Origin of the sequence: Salinivibrio costicola subsp. alcaliphilus (genome assembly GCF_001996185.1) — a bacterium.
Classification (GTDB): domain Bacteria; phylum Pseudomonadota; class Gammaproteobacteria; order Enterobacterales; family Vibrionaceae; genus Salinivibrio; species Salinivibrio costicola.
The window spans coordinates 1-14,623 of sequence record NZ_MUFR01000003.1; the positions used below are offsets into that span (position 1 = coordinate 1).

Annotated in this window: 13 protein-coding genes and 2 pseudogenes; 6 read left to right on the forward strand and 9 right to left on the reverse strand. The window is 50.1% G+C overall.

What is annotated here, in order from left to right:
- Window positions 1-178: 178 nt before the first annotated feature.
- Window positions 179-394 (reverse strand): TIGR02450 family Trp-rich protein, encoded by a 216-nt coding sequence (locus BZJ21_RS01365; RefSeq protein ID WP_077668936.1) that lies wholly within the window; start codon window positions 392-394, stop codon window positions 179-181.
- Window positions 395-561: 167 nt separating this feature from the next.
- Here BZJ21_RS01365 and BZJ21_RS16085 point away from each other — a divergent pair.
- Together BZJ21_RS16085 and BZJ21_RS01370 are read left to right on the forward strand one after the other, a co-directional pair.
- Window positions 562-657 (forward strand): annotated as a pseudogene (locus tag BZJ21_RS16085) (IS110 family transposase); the annotation flags it as partial.
- A 60-nt stretch (window positions 658-717) separates the two neighbouring features.
- Window positions 718-863: pseudogene (locus BZJ21_RS01370) on the forward strand (IS256 family transposase); the annotation flags it as partial.
- Window positions 864-912: 49 nt separating this feature from the next.
- On the opposite strand, the gene BZJ21_RS01375 reads toward BZJ21_RS01370, so the two are convergent.
- The 3 genes from BZJ21_RS01375 to BZJ21_RS01385 all read right to left on the reverse strand — a co-directional run bounded on the left by BZJ21_RS01375 (window position 913) and on the right by BZJ21_RS01385 (window position 4,059).
- On the reverse strand, window positions 913-1,383 hold the full coding sequence (locus tag BZJ21_RS01375; protein ID WP_131826329.1) for a hypothetical protein: 471 nt from the start codon (window positions 1,381-1,383) through the stop codon (window positions 913-915).
- Window positions 1,384-2,035: 652 nt separating this feature from the next.
- Window positions 2,036-2,872, reverse strand: coding sequence for an S-formylglutathione hydrolase (gene fghA, locus BZJ21_RS01380; protein WP_077668938.1), 837 nt, complete (start codon window positions 2,870-2,872; stop codon window positions 2,036-2,038).
- Between the two features lie 38 nt (window positions 2,873-2,910).
- Window positions 2,911-4,059 (reverse strand): S-(hydroxymethyl)glutathione dehydrogenase/class III alcohol dehydrogenase, encoded by a 1,149-nt coding sequence (locus BZJ21_RS01385; protein ID WP_021024446.1) that lies wholly within the window; start codon window positions 4,057-4,059, stop codon window positions 2,911-2,913.
- Between the two features lie 138 nt (window positions 4,060-4,197).
- On the opposite strand from BZJ21_RS01385, the gene BZJ21_RS01390 reads away from it, so the two are divergent.
- Complete coding sequence (locus BZJ21_RS01390) at window positions 4,198-5,115, forward strand: LysR family transcriptional regulator (protein WP_077668939.1); 918 nt, start codon at window positions 4,198-4,200, stop codon at window positions 5,113-5,115.
- Between the two features lie 54 nt (window positions 5,116-5,169).
- On the opposite strand, the gene BZJ21_RS01395 is transcribed toward BZJ21_RS01390, so the two are convergent.
- From BZJ21_RS01395 to BZJ21_RS01410, 4 genes are all read right to left on the reverse strand, one after another.
- Window positions 5,170-6,774: a methyl-accepting chemotaxis protein gene (locus BZJ21_RS01395; protein ID WP_077668940.1), complete on the reverse strand. Its 1,605-nt coding sequence runs from the start codon at window positions 6,772-6,774 to the stop codon at window positions 5,170-5,172.
- A 261-nt stretch (window positions 6,775-7,035) separates the two neighbouring features.
- Window positions 7,036-8,073, reverse strand: coding sequence for a DUF2955 domain-containing protein (locus tag BZJ21_RS01400; protein ID WP_077668941.1), 1,038 nt, complete (start codon window positions 8,071-8,073; stop codon window positions 7,036-7,038).
- An 11-nt stretch (window positions 8,074-8,084) separates the two neighbouring features.
- Window positions 8,085-9,143, reverse strand: a complete 1,059-nt coding sequence (locus tag BZJ21_RS01405; RefSeq protein WP_077668942.1) for an HlyD family secretion protein — start codon at window positions 9,141-9,143, stop codon at window positions 8,085-8,087.
- A gap of 108 nt (window positions 9,144-9,251) precedes the next feature.
- On the reverse strand, window positions 9,252-9,713 hold the full coding sequence (locus BZJ21_RS01410) for a MarR family winged helix-turn-helix transcriptional regulator (protein ID WP_021024442.1): 462 nt from the start codon (window positions 9,711-9,713) through the stop codon (window positions 9,252-9,254).
- Window positions 9,714-9,918: 205 nt separating this feature from the next.
- Between BZJ21_RS01410 and BZJ21_RS01415 the strand changes: the two genes are divergently transcribed.
- Both BZJ21_RS01415 and clcA read left to right on the forward strand, forming a co-directional pair.
- Window positions 9,919-11,220: an alpha/beta fold hydrolase gene (locus BZJ21_RS01415; RefSeq protein WP_077668943.1), complete on the forward strand. Its 1,302-nt coding sequence runs from the start codon at window positions 9,919-9,921 to the stop codon at window positions 11,218-11,220.
- A 361-nt stretch (window positions 11,221-11,581) separates the two neighbouring features.
- The gene (clcA, locus tag BZJ21_RS01420; protein ID WP_077668944.1) at window positions 11,582-12,979 is read left to right on the forward strand and encodes a H(+)/Cl(-) exchange transporter ClcA; all 1,398 of its coding nucleotides are present in this window, start codon (window positions 11,582-11,584) and stop codon (window positions 12,977-12,979) included.
- Between the two features lie 42 nt (window positions 12,980-13,021).
- On the opposite strand, the gene BZJ21_RS01425 is transcribed toward clcA, so the two are convergent.
- Window positions 13,022-13,903, reverse strand: coding sequence for a LysR family transcriptional regulator (locus BZJ21_RS01425; protein ID WP_021024439.1), 882 nt, complete (start codon window positions 13,901-13,903; stop codon window positions 13,022-13,024).
- 101 nt (window positions 13,904-14,004) lie between these two features.
- Between BZJ21_RS01425 and BZJ21_RS01430 the strand changes: the two genes are divergently transcribed.
- Window positions 14,005-14,505: a lactoylglutathione lyase family protein gene (locus tag BZJ21_RS01430; RefSeq protein WP_077460926.1), complete on the forward strand. Its 501-nt coding sequence runs from the start codon at window positions 14,005-14,007 to the stop codon at window positions 14,503-14,505.
- Window positions 14,506-14,623: the final 118 nt, after the last annotated feature.

A 14,623-nucleotide genomic window follows, 5' to 3' on the forward strand; every position in this document is an offset into this window, starting at 1 on the left:
GTTCAAGCTTCTGCTGTTTGGTTAAAGTCACTTTCATAGGTAGGAATCATGATCCTGTTTCTACGTAAAATCAAGCATCTTCAATGATCACGGGTATAGAGGCCATTTACACGAATACGGTCGAGGCTGCTTACCGCCAGTTCCAAATCCTGACATTGCGCTCGGTTCATGGGCGACCTTATCTCCATCCTTGACGCCACTTCTCATCATTTTTGAGCTCTCGCCAGTCAATCGGATAGTCTTTTTTCGATAGCACTGACTCGAGCACGCATAACACCACCACACCGTCTTCATCATACTCAACGTCAGAGACTACAAAGTGCTTCTCGCGATGAATGGGTTTTACCGCCGTCCACTTGCTATTGCGTAACTTGGCTGGATTGATTTGGTTCACGCTCACCCCGTTAGATATTGATTCGGTTAAAAATGACGATACCCAGTACGAACGTGGTTCGGTTTGGTTCAGTGGTTGGGGTTGGTGTGCTGCCTCTCACGGGCACAATTTAACTCGTTCCCACGCGGGAGCGTGGGAACGATAAAGAAAATTATGAGGGGATCCCTCAGCAAGCGGCATCACTCATGGGTGTTGCTCCCGTGACACAAGAAAGTGGGCGATATAAAGGCAAAAAGGTGATTCAAGATGGACGTGCTCAAGTCGTACGGTAGTGTTCAGAATTCTGTGTCATTTCGTTAGACTGTATCAAAAAGGGATGACACATGACCAAACCAACATTCGATATGGATGCCGCCTTGCAAGCTTTGCGTGAAGGTAAAGACCTCACCGGCAAAGACGGTATCTTAACCCCCTCATCAAGCAACTCACTGAAGCAGCCATGCAAGCTGAGCTTGATGAACACCTCGCCAAAATTTAACGATTGACGACATACTTGTTATGTACGATCTCGACTGGAGTTATGAAGGATCACCCTCGTCGATTTTACCCTTTACCTCCAACCACATTTTTCTTAATGCAGCAGGATCTCTTTTAACACTAGCTGTGCCAAAGAGGTCCTCATGATCTATCATAAAGCGCATATCAACAGCTTCTGTAGCAGATTCAGTATGATATTGAATTTCATCTTCGTAGAACTTAACGACAACTAATGGATCATGCTCGCCCTCGACTAAGCGCGCGTGATACAGACCTATATAGTAAGGAGCGAGTACACCCTTACTGTTAAGTTCGGACGATTTAATCATTCCGTACTCTCGGTCTTGAATTGTTTGATATACTTCAACGTAACCTTGATCGGCCCACTGTTGCAGGAGAGCGGCTATCTCGGGAACATACTTCGTTGAATCATAGCCGAAATAGTCGCTAATTTCTTGAAAGGAAGGATTAACGAGAGCTCTTGTTATTGGTTTCTGTTTGATGTTGCTCATTACTAGTCTTAAACATGGTAAGAAGATTAGCCATTGTTTCTTCTTTAGTTTTGCCAACCACTGAAACACCTCGATGTTTATCACCGATGTCACTTGCCATTCTGAGCAGGTCTAAGTTTGGGTTAGTCATAATAATTTACCTTTGTTCCTTTCGCGGATGTATCAATATTACGATACGTAGTTAATATTACTCGATAGAACCTTAAGAATCAATTTTCTCGCTCGAAACATCTAGCTTTCAAGACCCCCTTAGCTTACGCAAGCACATAACATTGTAGTTAGTGCGCATGAGCGATTGCCCAAAATCGTTACACGCATTATTATCTTACTAAACCATTGTTATAAAAAGAGTTTATTACATGTCATGCATGTCTCTTTTCCGCGATAGTATGCATGCCGCCTATCGCTGCTCGGGCATTCACACTGTCCCCAAGCGTGAAACTGGAACCATCCATGCATTCACCACGCTACCGCCGATCAGTTGTCGGCACCTAACACGCCATCTATTGGCTAATTTGCGGGTTAGTGTATCAAGCGCTGTTTTGCTTTTCGTGCGCTATTGTCCAAAGTGTTAGATAAGCCATAGTTTGTGAAATGGGTGCAAAAAAAAGCGGCCTGGATGGCCGCTTGGAGTCTCAACGTTTTGTGTGCCTTACCGCGCAAAGCGGGTGGCGTGGAAGGCGAGGTGTTCATCAATAAAGGTACTGATGAAAAAGTAGCTGTGGTCGTAACCAGGTTGCATGCGCAAGGTAAGCGGAGAGTTGTGTTTCTCTGCCGCTTGTTTTAGGGCTTGCGGGTTAAGCTGGTCGACTAAAAAGCCGTCTTTGTCGCCTTGGTCCACCAGCATCGGCATGGCGGTGGGGCGTTGGGCGAGTAACACGGTGGCATCGTAGGCTTGCCATGTTTGTTCGTCATCGCCTAAATAGGCGCTAAAGGCCTGTTTGCCCCACGGGCAATCGGTGGGATGACAAATGGGGCTGAACGCGGAAATACTGCTGTAGCGTGAGGGATTACGCAAACCAATCACTAGCGCGCCGTGGCCACCCATGCTGTGTCCGGCAATTGCGCGCTGGTTGTTGACCGCAAAGTGCGATTCAATCAGCTCGGGCAGCTCATTGGCGACGTAGTCGTACATCTGGTAGTGCGACTGCCACGGCGCTTGGGTGGCATTAACATAAAACCCCGCCCCTTGGCCGAGATCGTATTGATCGGCGTCCGCCACACCCTCGCCGCGCGGGCTGGTGTCCGGCGCCACAATCGCCATGCCCAAGGTGGCGGCTTGTTTAAACGCGCCGGCCTTTTGCATAAAGTTTTCGTCGGTGCAGGTCAGGCCCGAGAGCCAGTAGAGCACGGGCACCGGTTGGGTGTTGGTTTTCTCAGGCAGAAAGATCGCAAACGTCATTTTGCCGTTGGTGGCACTAGAGTCATGCTGCCAACGTTGGTGCCAACCGCCTGCGACTTTGTTTTCGCTTATTTTTTCTAGTTGCATGGTTATTCTGCCGCCGTGTTGCCACGGCGGCCGTCCTGTTATTGGTCCATGTGGATCACGCTGCGAATGCTTTTGCCTTCGTGCATCAGTTCAAAGGCGCGGTTCACTTCATCAAGGCCCATGGTATAGCTGATAAATTCTTGCAGGCCAAACTCACCATCGAGGTAACGCTCAACAATGCCGGGCAGCTCTGAGCGGCCTTTTACGCCACCAAACGCCGAGCCTTTCCAAACGCGCCCTGTCACCAGCTGGAATGGACGGGTTGAAATCTCTTGGCCGGCGCCAGCAACCCCAATGATCACTGACTCACCCCAGCCTTTGTGGCAGCATTCCAGCGCTTGGCGCATCACATCGACATTACCGATACATTCAAACGAATAATCAACGCCGCCGTCGGTCATCTCGACAATCACTTGCTGGATTGGCTGATTGTAATCTTGAGGGTTAATCACATCGGTGGCACCCAGCTGCTTGGCAAGGGTGAATTTGCTTTCATTGATATCAATGCCAATGATGCGGCTTGCGCCGGCCATACGGGCACCGATGATGGCTGACAGGCCAATGCCACCCAAGCCGAAAATCGCCACGGTGTCGCCTTTTTCTACTTTGGCGGTGTTCATCACTGCGCCCATGCCGGTGGTGACACCACAGCCAAGCAAGCAAACTTCTTCCAGCGGCGCGGCTTTGCTCACTTTCGCCAATGAGATCTCTGGCAATACCGTGTATTCGGAGAAGGTCGAGCAGCCCATGTAGTGGAAAATGGTCTCGCCGTTAATCGAAAAGCGCGAGGTGCCATCGGGCATCAGGCCTTTGCCTTGAGTTTCACGCACCGCGCCACATAGGTTGGTTTTGCCAGATAGACAGAATTTACACTCGCCACATTCGGCAGTGTAAAGCGGGATCACATGGTCGCCCACTTCTACGCTGGTCACACCCTCGCCGACCATTTCAACAATGCCACCGCCTTCGTGGCCAAGAATAGAAGGAAATACCCCTTCAGGATCGTCACCCGATAGGGTAAAGGCATCGGTATGACATACACCGGTAGCGACGATTCTGACAAGAACTTCACCTGGTTTAGGTAATTGAACGTCGACCTCTTCCATTTTCAGGGGTTCACCTGGCCCCCATGCGACCGCGGCTTTTGATTTGATATGCGTTTGTCCCGGCTTGATTGTTAGTGCCATTGGAGAATCCTTTTTGTTCACGATTACGACCTGACTATGCTAACTAAGTTAGTTTTAGTTATAATCTGGCAAAATTGAAAATCATTATTTCACTGTCGTAATAATATGTGTCAGTGAATATAGACAGGGTAGACGGTAATGGCACCCCATTGGGAAGGATTAAACGAATTTTTATCGGTAGCCGAGCATGGCAGCTTTACCCAAGCGGCTAATAAATTGGACATCACGGTGGTGTCGGTAAGTCGTCGGGTGGCGTCGCTTGAGGCGTATTTGGGGGTGAAGCTGTTTCATCGCACCACCCGCAAAGTGTCACTCACCGACGAAGGTGAGCTCTATTATCAACGCTGCCGCCCACTGCTCGCGGCCTTGGTCGATGCTGAGCAAACCATTACTCAATCGCAAGCGCTTCCTTCTGGGCTGGTCCGCGTCACTGCGCCGGTGAACTTTGGTGAGCAATATATTGCCCCTTTACTTGCGCCATTTTTAACCGCTTACCCGCAAGTGTCGATCGATTTACACCTGACTAACCGACGCGTAGATCTCACCGATACCGGCACCGATGTGGCAATTCGTATTGGTCACTTACCCGACTCGAGCCTTAAGGCAAAACGGTTGGGATCGCGCCAATTAACCATTTGTGCCAGCCCTGGCTATTTAGCCGCTCATGGCTCTCCTGATTCACCCAGTGCACTCAGTCGCCATACCTGTTTGGTGGGCTCAAATGAACATTGGCATTATCAAAGCAGCGGTAAAATTCGCACACTGACCGTATCAGGAAAGTTACGCTGTAACTCTGGTGTGGCCTTACTCGATGCGGCTAAGCATGGTCTAGGCTTGGCGCAGCTGCCCCATTATTATGTGCAGGCGGCATTGGCAAACGGCGAACTGGTTGAGGTGTTAACGGATTATCGGGTAGACGATGAAGGTATTTGGGCGCTCTACCCCAGCGGACGCCAGTTACAGCCCAAGGTAGCCGCGTGGTTAGAGTTTCTTGCCGACCACCTGCCCGACCAACAGCTGCGTACAAGCACGTCTGCATCAATGGGCGCACGATAGAAAAATCGCCAGCACGGGGCTGGCGATTGTTGTACGCGCTCATTCAAAGATGAATTAATGACGCGACGCGCGCAAGGTACCTGTTGTCGGTTTGATTGCCGAGATTTTGAAGGCGCCGACATGTTGGTCGAGCGTTTGTGCCAGACCGGCTAAGTCTTGACTGCTGGCCTCTAGACTATGGCTATCTTCCAAACCGGCTTGTGCCGCTTGGTTAACATTATCCATGTTGACGTTGATTTCATTCGCCACGCTCGATTGCTCTTCGGTCGCGGTCGCAACATGGGTGTTCATATCTAAGATGGTGCTTACCTGCGTGGCAATGCTTTCTAGTGCTGTCAGTGCTTGCTCAGTGGCACGGTTACCCTCGGTGGTCAATGCCTTGCTGGTATCCATAGCATCAACGGCATTTTTCGCTTCTTGCTGCAGCTGATCAATAGTCGATTGAATTTCTTCGGTCGATTGTGAGGTTTTAGTCGCCAGGCTGCGCACTTCATCGGCGACCACCGCAAAGCCACGTCCAGCCTCACCAGCACGTGCCGCTTCAATCGCTGCGTTCAAGGCAAGCAAGTTCGTTTGCTCAGAGATCCCGCGAATCACATCCAGAATCGAGACAATCGACTGAGTTCGCTCGGCCAACGAGGTGATCACCGTTGACATGTTATCCATCTCAGTGTCGAGTTGGTTAATCGTCGCGGTTGCCTCGGTCAAGGTTTGCTTGCCGGCTTCGGTTTCGCTGTTCGCCGATGAGGCCGAGTCCGCCGCGCTAGACGCACTTTGCGAGATCTCATTAATGGTGGCGATCATTTCGTTCATTGAGGTGACCACCAACAAGGCTTGCTCGCTTTGTGACTCACCGCGCTTTAATGACTGCGCTGCTTTATCGCGCAATGATCCCGCCGAGCGGCCAAGCTCTTCACCGGTATCAACCACGTTAGCGATGATTTGGTCGATTTTATCCACAAAGGTGTTAAACGCCTCTGAGATGCGAGTGATCTCGTTATTGCCGGTCACGGGCAAGCGCACGGTAAGGTCACCATCGCCTTTCGAGATATCTGCCAGCGCATGTTCTAAGCCTTTAAGCGGCGCGAATAAACGGCCGAGTAGCCACACTAGCACCAAGGTACAGCCGATAAAAATCAAGCCAATCGCGGTAAGCTGGGCAATGGCGATATCATTGGCGGCAGCATCGACTTCGGTGATGGGAATGCCGACATCAAACGCACCCCAAAGACGGCCATCGACGTACACCGGCATCATGATGTCGTACACCCATACATCTTGCACATCGGCGTACCAGCGCGAATGCTGGGGCTGACCCTGGCCGGCACCGGCGACGGTATAATTATCGCTGTACACCTTATCAATTTTCTGTCTATCGCTATGGGCAATCGCTTTGATGTTTTTATCAATCATCACTGCGTAGCTGATGTCGTCTCGACCTTTAAGATCGGACACCATGTCTTGCAGATCAGCGGTAGGCGTGGAGGAGTTTTCTAAGATGTATTCCGCACGGTCGGCAAGTAGCTCAGCCTGTGCTTGCGAACGTTTAAGAATAATGCTGTCTATCTCGTCATGCGAGATAAAGGTAGTGGCCGTGATGCTTGCAATGGCCGCAACCGCAAACATGGCACAGACCACGATCAAAATGAGTTTTTTCACTACGCTGCCTTTTTAAATGATGGGGAAGGACTAAAGCCGTCACAACCGGCGCGTAATGTGCCGAAAAATTCAGTGTCGAACAGTATGAGAGACGGCTGACTTCCTCTCTGTACATAATTGTTAAACAGAATCATAGCGGTAGGTCATGGGTTAAACAAGTGATGCTTCGCAAAAGTGAAATTGGGCTGAGAGGTTAGCCGCAAAAATCATGATTATTAGTTGACTGAAGCGAAGCATGTTCGTGCCCAGCATAATCGGCAGTTAAGTGACGCCAAACCGCGTTGCCGGGAAGTAATTAAGTAATTTATGCACGATAAAGCAAAGCATCAAGGTGAGTACAATGGCGACTAAGTTGCTGCTGACTCGATATAAGGCATCGTACATAAAGTCTTGGTTGGGGCTTAAGTATTGCCCGAATAAGATCCCGAGCGTTGCCATGGCCCCAAACCCCACGCCTGAGCCACCGGCCTCTTTTAAATGCGCTTTAGCAAACAACATGGTGCCTATCCAAAGCAGCGGGATCACCAAGATCAGCACGTTAAACCAATCGTATAAAATAACTTGGCAGCCCACCCCATACACCACGCCCAACACAGTGCCAATCGCCCGTTTACGCGCATAACTGAGCGAGCCGTTCCAATGCATCGGGAACAGCAACAACACGGTGGTGGCTTGTGCTGAAATCGAATCGCGCAAATCAAACAGCTGAAAGATAAAAAACGAGACCGTCGCCAACGTCGCGCCCATGAGTGCTTCATGCCGCATCCGATGGGATTGTTTTCCCCCTGCGGATGCAACGGGCGGCTGGCGCGGCGTGACATCAGGAATTAACCAGGTGACGAGATACGCCACTGCGACCGATAACACATTCGCGCCCAGGTTACCGAAGATTAAGGTATTGATCGGTAAATCGGGATAACTCGCAAAATGAAGCATGATGCTAAGGCTTAACACGCTGTTGGCACCAAAAAGAAAAAAACGCCCTTTTGACATGCAGGCAAATTTGTAGGTGAACAACAAGAATACCAAAGGCGTCATTAACCCTGGATGCGCGCCAAATAATCCGCCCAGCAGTCCAACTTCTAACCCACTGATCACTGCTGAGGCCAAAAGCTGACGCGCGGCACGGCCATTGATCACCGGGACAAGGCCGAGCAGCAACATTGGCGTGACGGTAAAAAACACCCCAAAGCTGCAGTCGAAAAACTTACAAATCGCGAATCCTAAGGTCGCGCCGGTGGCTATGCGCGCACATTGGCGTACATCATTATCGCTTAACGGGTGATGCCATAAATTCATTGCACTCGCCCTTAGTAGATGTAATGCAGCATACTCAGAAAGCCCACTTGTGCTTTTGCGAGCAGACCGCTTATCGCATGGTCAGGCACCAGTTGTACCGTGGCGCGAGCACCCGTGGGGAGGGCATGAGATGGCCATTCATCAAGTTGAATGTGCAGACGCATACGCTGTGCATCGCGTACCCATCGGTTGGAATTGGTGGGTGAGGCTAACTGGCCATTAGCATCGATTTGACCTGCACTGACCCCCGCATCAACACTGGTAACATGGCCGGTATATAAAGCGCCGGGCTCACTGTCAAACGCCACTAGCGTGGTATAACCTGCTTCAATGTCGCGCACACTTTTCTCACGAAAATCGGCAATCACTTGTGCACGTTCTGACACCAATGCCATGATTGGCTGGCCGGCACTGGCATAGGCGCCCACGTCTAATTGCAGGTTGGTCACTACGCCGTCATGGCTGGCTTTTACGGTGGTATACGATTGATTCAATTGCGCTTTCTTTAACTTGCTCAATGCCACTTGTTCGGCAATATTACTGGCACCATCACCGCCCCGTTGAATTTGAAGCGCACTGACACGCGCTTTGGCAGCTTCCCATTTGGCGCGTGCAGTATCGGCCGCGCTAATCGCATCGTCACGCTGCTGCTGCGACACACCATTTTTAGCAAATAGAGCTTTTAATCGTTTCGCTTCGCGTGCTTTTTGTGCCAATACCGACGCGAGCGCAGAGACATCTTGGCGCGCGGCCATCAAGGAGGCATCGAGCTGAGCATTGCTTTGTCTGGCCTGGGCAAGTGCGAGCTTTGCTTGGTCGACGGCAATTCGGTAAGGCGCGCTTTCAATCCGAAACAGCACATCACCTTGGTGAACGTCTTGGTTGTTGTCGACCGCAAGCGCGCTGACTGGGCCGCTCACTTGTGGTGCCACTTTAGTGACGGTGCGTGTCACCATCGCATGAGGCGTGAGTGGCATCGTATTATCTGCAATTAAAAAATAACCGAAAAGGATCAGAAAACTGAGCGCCGCTATTTTTACCCAGCGAGAAAATTTTTCATCCGGTGTCATTCGTGCTTATTACCTTTACTTATCTACATCATTATTGATTAGTGTTGCACTGGAAAGTATCGCGCTGAACAGCGTCGCCCTAACAAGAACAAGGTATCGCCTTGCTTTTTATTCATCTTGAGAAGACGTTACGTAGTCGAGTGCGTTTTGATTGATGGTGACCAATACACGCTCTAAAGCCTCAAAATCTTCAGCGGCGATACCAGACAACAAATGTTTGCGTACCCGCAACACCCGCGCTTCGATACGCGACATTAATTCACAACCACTGTCGGTGACATGGACGGTTCGGGTTCGTTTATCTTCGGGTAAGCAGCGCCGTGTGATCAGCCCTTGTTCCTCAAGGTGCTTTAACGTGCGCATTAACGAGCCCAGCTCAATCTCTAACGCTTGCGCCAACTCACTTTGGCTGATGCCATCGCCCAATCGACGTAACATCCACAGCGCACTCCAGCGCGGATAACTGAGCCCAAGTGGTTCAAGCTCGGAATCGGCTACGCGTCGCCATAGTCGTGCGGTCCGTCCTAGATGTTCAGCTATCGACATATGTTCTGGATGTGAAGCGGTCATGCGATCTCTCCCTCAATCGTGCGGATTACTTAGCCTGCTAAGTAATAGAGAACAAGCAATATAAAATAGTTAGCAGGCTAAGTAAATATAAAAGTGATATAGATCACATAAAAATTGAAGAGGTTCGGCTTCGTGCTTGCTCGCTGAGACCGAACAACTCTGATAACCTAATCATCGTCATCTTTCTGTTTATAAAGGCATTACCATGCAAGATCTTTATGATCGTTATATCCGTTATCGCAGTCACCGTGTTGAGGTCCCACTGGATCACAGTGACGCCAATAGTACGCCGATCACTATTTTTGCTCGTGAAGTGGTTGATACACGCCATCACGAAGCAGATCTGCCGTGGCTGGTGTATTTTCAAGGTGGGCCAGGCATGGAGTCTCCCCGCCCCAACGGCGCCACAGGTTGGCTAAAACGCGCATTAGACGATTATCGCGTGTTGTTGCTCGACCAACGCGGCACGGGCTTAAGCTCGCCGGTAAACCACCAAACGCTTGCCCATCTCACACCTGCCGAGCAAGCAGCGTATCTGAGCCATTTTCGCGCCGACAGCATCGTGAAAGACGCCGAGTGTTTACGCGAGACGCTAGGCATCAAGCAATGGGCGATCCTCGGGCAAAGCTTTGGTGGGTTCTGTGCCCTCACCTATTTGTCGTTCTTTCCGCAGTCCTTGTCTCGCGCGTTTGTCACCGGTGGGATCCCGCCGCTCGAGGGACACGCCGATGCGGTTTATCAAAAAACCTATCAGCGTGTGGAAGACAAGAACCAGCAGTTTTTCGCCCAATTCCCCGATGCACAAGCCCGCTGTCACGAGATTGCCCAGTATCTGCAAAACAATGCGGTGACACTGCCAAACGGTCAGCCGTTTACGGTGGAGCAGTTCCAAACTATTGGCCTGAACCTTGGCCGCGGTCATGCGGGTCTGCCACTGTATTACCTACTAGAGCGAGCCTTTATAGAGGTGAATGGTGAGCGTACCTTAAGCTATCCATTCTTAAATGCGATGCAGGCTGACCAAGGGTATTTAACCAACCCGTTTTACGCGATTTTGCATGAATCGATTTACTGCCAGCAGCAGGCGTCGCAGTGGTCAGCCCATCGGGTGCGCGATCAATTCCCGCAGTTCCACTATCAGCCCGATCAGCCGTTCCGTTTTACCGGCGAAATGGTTTACCCGTGGATGTTTGATCAACTGGCTACCCTTAAACCGCTCAAAGACGCTGCCATGTTACTGGCAGAAAAGAGCGATTGGCCGGCGCTGTATGATCTGGATGCGCTGAAATGCAATACGGTGCCGCTCGCCTGTGCCACCTATGTGGATGACATGTTTGTCGAGTTCGATTATTCCCGTCAAACCTTGGCGCAGATTGCCAACAGTCAAGCGTGGATGACTAACGAATACGAGCACAATGGCATTGGCGTTGATGGTGAGCGGATTTTGAGCCGTTTGATTGAGATCGGCGATCACATTGCCGCAACCCAAGCGCCTGGTCGCGGTTGATTCGCACCGCTGCGGCCAATGGTGTCGCAGCGGACATTTTGTCCCTAACAAACTGTGATCTAATTCAAATCAATTATTCAGAGACAGGGAGGTGGTACGCTATCACTCAATACGGACTCCCCCAGTGAAACGTCTGAAAATATGCCCTTATCGTTATCGCCGCCCCGTATCGCTTACTCCAGGGATTTTTATCTTGGCTAGCCGAATAATTAGACACCGGTCAAGCGCTTGCATGTTAGGTGAATTGGCGTAGTATAAATGCGTTCTCTCGGGGAACAGGACGTTCCCAGCACGGTGTCGGCGCAAGAATGAGTGCCCCCATACATCGTCATTTTTCTTTTCAAACTTTGCGTTCACATAGATGAAAATTGTAAGTAAAACAGGCAAGAAAAGAGCCATCTTTTATAAATCTAGCGTTTTCTTTGATAAATTATGGTCACGCGACAAAACGCCCGTTTCTATTCTTTTGCTCGCCGTTGTCATCGGCTTTTTAGGCGGCGTTGTTGTCACCCTTTTCGAACTCGCGATTCATACCCTCTCTCAGTCAAGAACTGACTGGCTAGACAGCAACATTAGCTCAATGATTCCATTGGGATTACTCGCTTTTATTATCAGTGCCGGCCTGGCCTTAATGGGCTATTGGCTTGTTCATCGATTTGCGCCCGAGGCCGCTGGTTCAGGGATCCCTGAGGTGGAAGGCGCGATGGAAGGCATTCGACCTACGCGGTGGTGGCGGGTAATCCCAGTGAAATTTTTCGGCGGTTTAGGTGCGCTAGGCTCAGGGATGATCCTCGGACGAGAAGGTCCTAGTGTGCAAATCGGTGCCAATATTGGTCGCATGGTCACCGATACTTTTCGCATCAAAGACAGAAACAGTAACCAAACACTGCTTGCATCCGGGGCTGCCGCCGGTCTCGCCGCGGCGTTTAATGCCCCCCTTGCGGCGATCATGTTCGTGGTTGAGGAAATGCGACCTCAGTTTCGCTATACCTTGATCTCGATAAAAGCAGTGATCATTGCCGCCATCATGGCCGATATCGTTTTTCGCTATATCAATGGCCAAGAGGCAGTGATTGTTCTGCCCCAGTACGAGACACCACCACTTGCCTCTTTATGGTTCTTTCTCGCACTAGGTTGTTGTTTTGGCGTGTTTGGCGTGCTGTTTAATTTTTTGATTATGCGGTGTCAGGACTTTTTCCAACGTTTTTATCAAAAAAGTCAAAAACGAATCTGGCTAGTAGGGGCCACGCTAGGCGGTTTCTTTGGCTTATTGCTGATCTATGCCCCAGAGCTGACCCATGGCGGCATTAACTTAGTGCCAGATTTTGTTAGCTTAAACTATTCCATCAGTGCGCTGCTATTTATCTTTATGGCGCGTACGCTGCTGACGGTGATTTGTTTTAGCTCCGGCGCACCGGGCGGCATTTTCGCCCCCATGCTGGCGCTAGGCACCTTGCTAGGGACGGTTTATGGCTTAGTGGTTACCAATATGTATCCGGATATGGGCATTGAACCGGGGATGTTCGCGATTGCGGGCATGGGCGCTTTGTTCGCCGCGACCGTACGCGCGCCTATCACGGGAATTTTGTTGGTGATTGAGATGACCAATAACTACTATCTGATTTTGCCGCTGATTATTACCACCCTCGGCGCCACCCTTGTTGCACAATTACTTGGCGGCCAACCGATTTATACCGAGCTATTACGTCGCAAAGTGCGCGAGCAAAAGCTGCGGGTTGAGAAATCAGCAGAGTCATGATCGCGGCTAATTGAAAATGGCGGCGCGCTCGCCGCTATTGGACTACGCCCTTACCTGCTCTTGAATGACGTTTGCAATATTGATCGCGCGCTGAGGCAGCTCGCGTCCGGCAAGAGAGGAGAGATATAAGGTTTCACTGACCGGTGTCGGTAAGTAATGAGCTTTAATGGCCGCTTGTTGAGCAAAAGCCGCGACAGCATTGGCGGGCAAGACGGTAAAGCCAAGTCCGCGTGCAACGGGTAGTAAGATAAGACTTATTTGGTTAGAAAAACCAGATTGCTTAACGGGGCGTAACTGCGCCGTTTGATATTGCTCGAAGTTCGCCCCAAGTAATAACTCTGCGTGATGCCTAGCATCTGGGTGATCAATGAATCCAAGTTGGCAGAGTGTTTCCCATGTAGGGTCTTTAATATGGCGCGGTGTCACCAGCAATAACGGCTCTTCGCCAATGGGTTCAGACTGAATATTCGGGTCAACTGGACAAGCCGTTGTTAGGCCAATATCAATGGTGTTATTTAAGATAGCCTTGTGAACATCGCCATTTGGCGCAAATCGATAGTTAATCGTAAGGGCAGGATATGTCACCTGAAGATCGAGCAAACGCGTATACAAGCGGAGCCCGACACTTCCCGGCGACATAATGCGTACCTCGCCTTCATAGCCGGGATCGCGACTGATGGTTACAGCAAGATTATCCAACGTTTGTAGCACGTCCTTCCCTTGACGATAGAGTTGTTGTCCTGCCTCGGTCAGCACCACGCCTTTCTTTCCTCGAATGACCAACGTTGAAGATAATGAGTCCTCAAGCTTTCGCACGTGCTGGCTTACGCCAGACTGCGTCATATAGCATTTATCAGCGGCCTTAGTAAAAGTGCCAACATCTACCAGGGTGCAAAAGGTTTTCAGCCAAACAGGGTTAACCATAACAAAATGTCATTACAATCATTGCAAACCATAATTTAACATTATGGTTTAGGTGCCTCATGCTTGCAAACAATGAAGACGTAAGCAAAGAGGAACAAACGATGCAGACCCCTTACCCACGTACATTTTCACACATTGGTATTTCCGTCCCTGACTTAGAAAAAGCCGTTGAGTTTTACACGCAGGTGCTTGGTTGGTATCTCATCATGGTGCCTACTGAGATTGTTGAAGACGACAGTGCAATCGGCGAAATGTGCACCGATGTGTTTGGCCAAGGTTGGGAACGTTTTCGCATTGCCCATTTATCGACAGGTGACCGCGTTGGTGTAGAGCTATTTGAGTTTAAGGATCAGCAAAACCCTGACAACAATTTCGAGTATTGGAAAACGGGCGTATTTCACTTCTGCGTGCAAGATCCAAATGTTGAAGCATTAGCCGAGCGTATTGTTGAAGCTGGCGGTAAGAAACGGATGGAGAAACCACGCTATTACTATCCTGGAGAGAAGCCCTATCGCATGATCTATATGGAAGACCCATTCGGCAATATCTTGGAGATCTACAGCCACAGCTACGAGCTGATCTACAGCGCAGGAGCATATTAACTCTTCCACCTGCGATAACAGCTTTGGTACTTTCAATAAACAGGCTCAACGTGATTGAGCCTGTTTACTGCTTCAATACGACACCGACCAAACCGTCACTATTCGTAACAAAAAAACA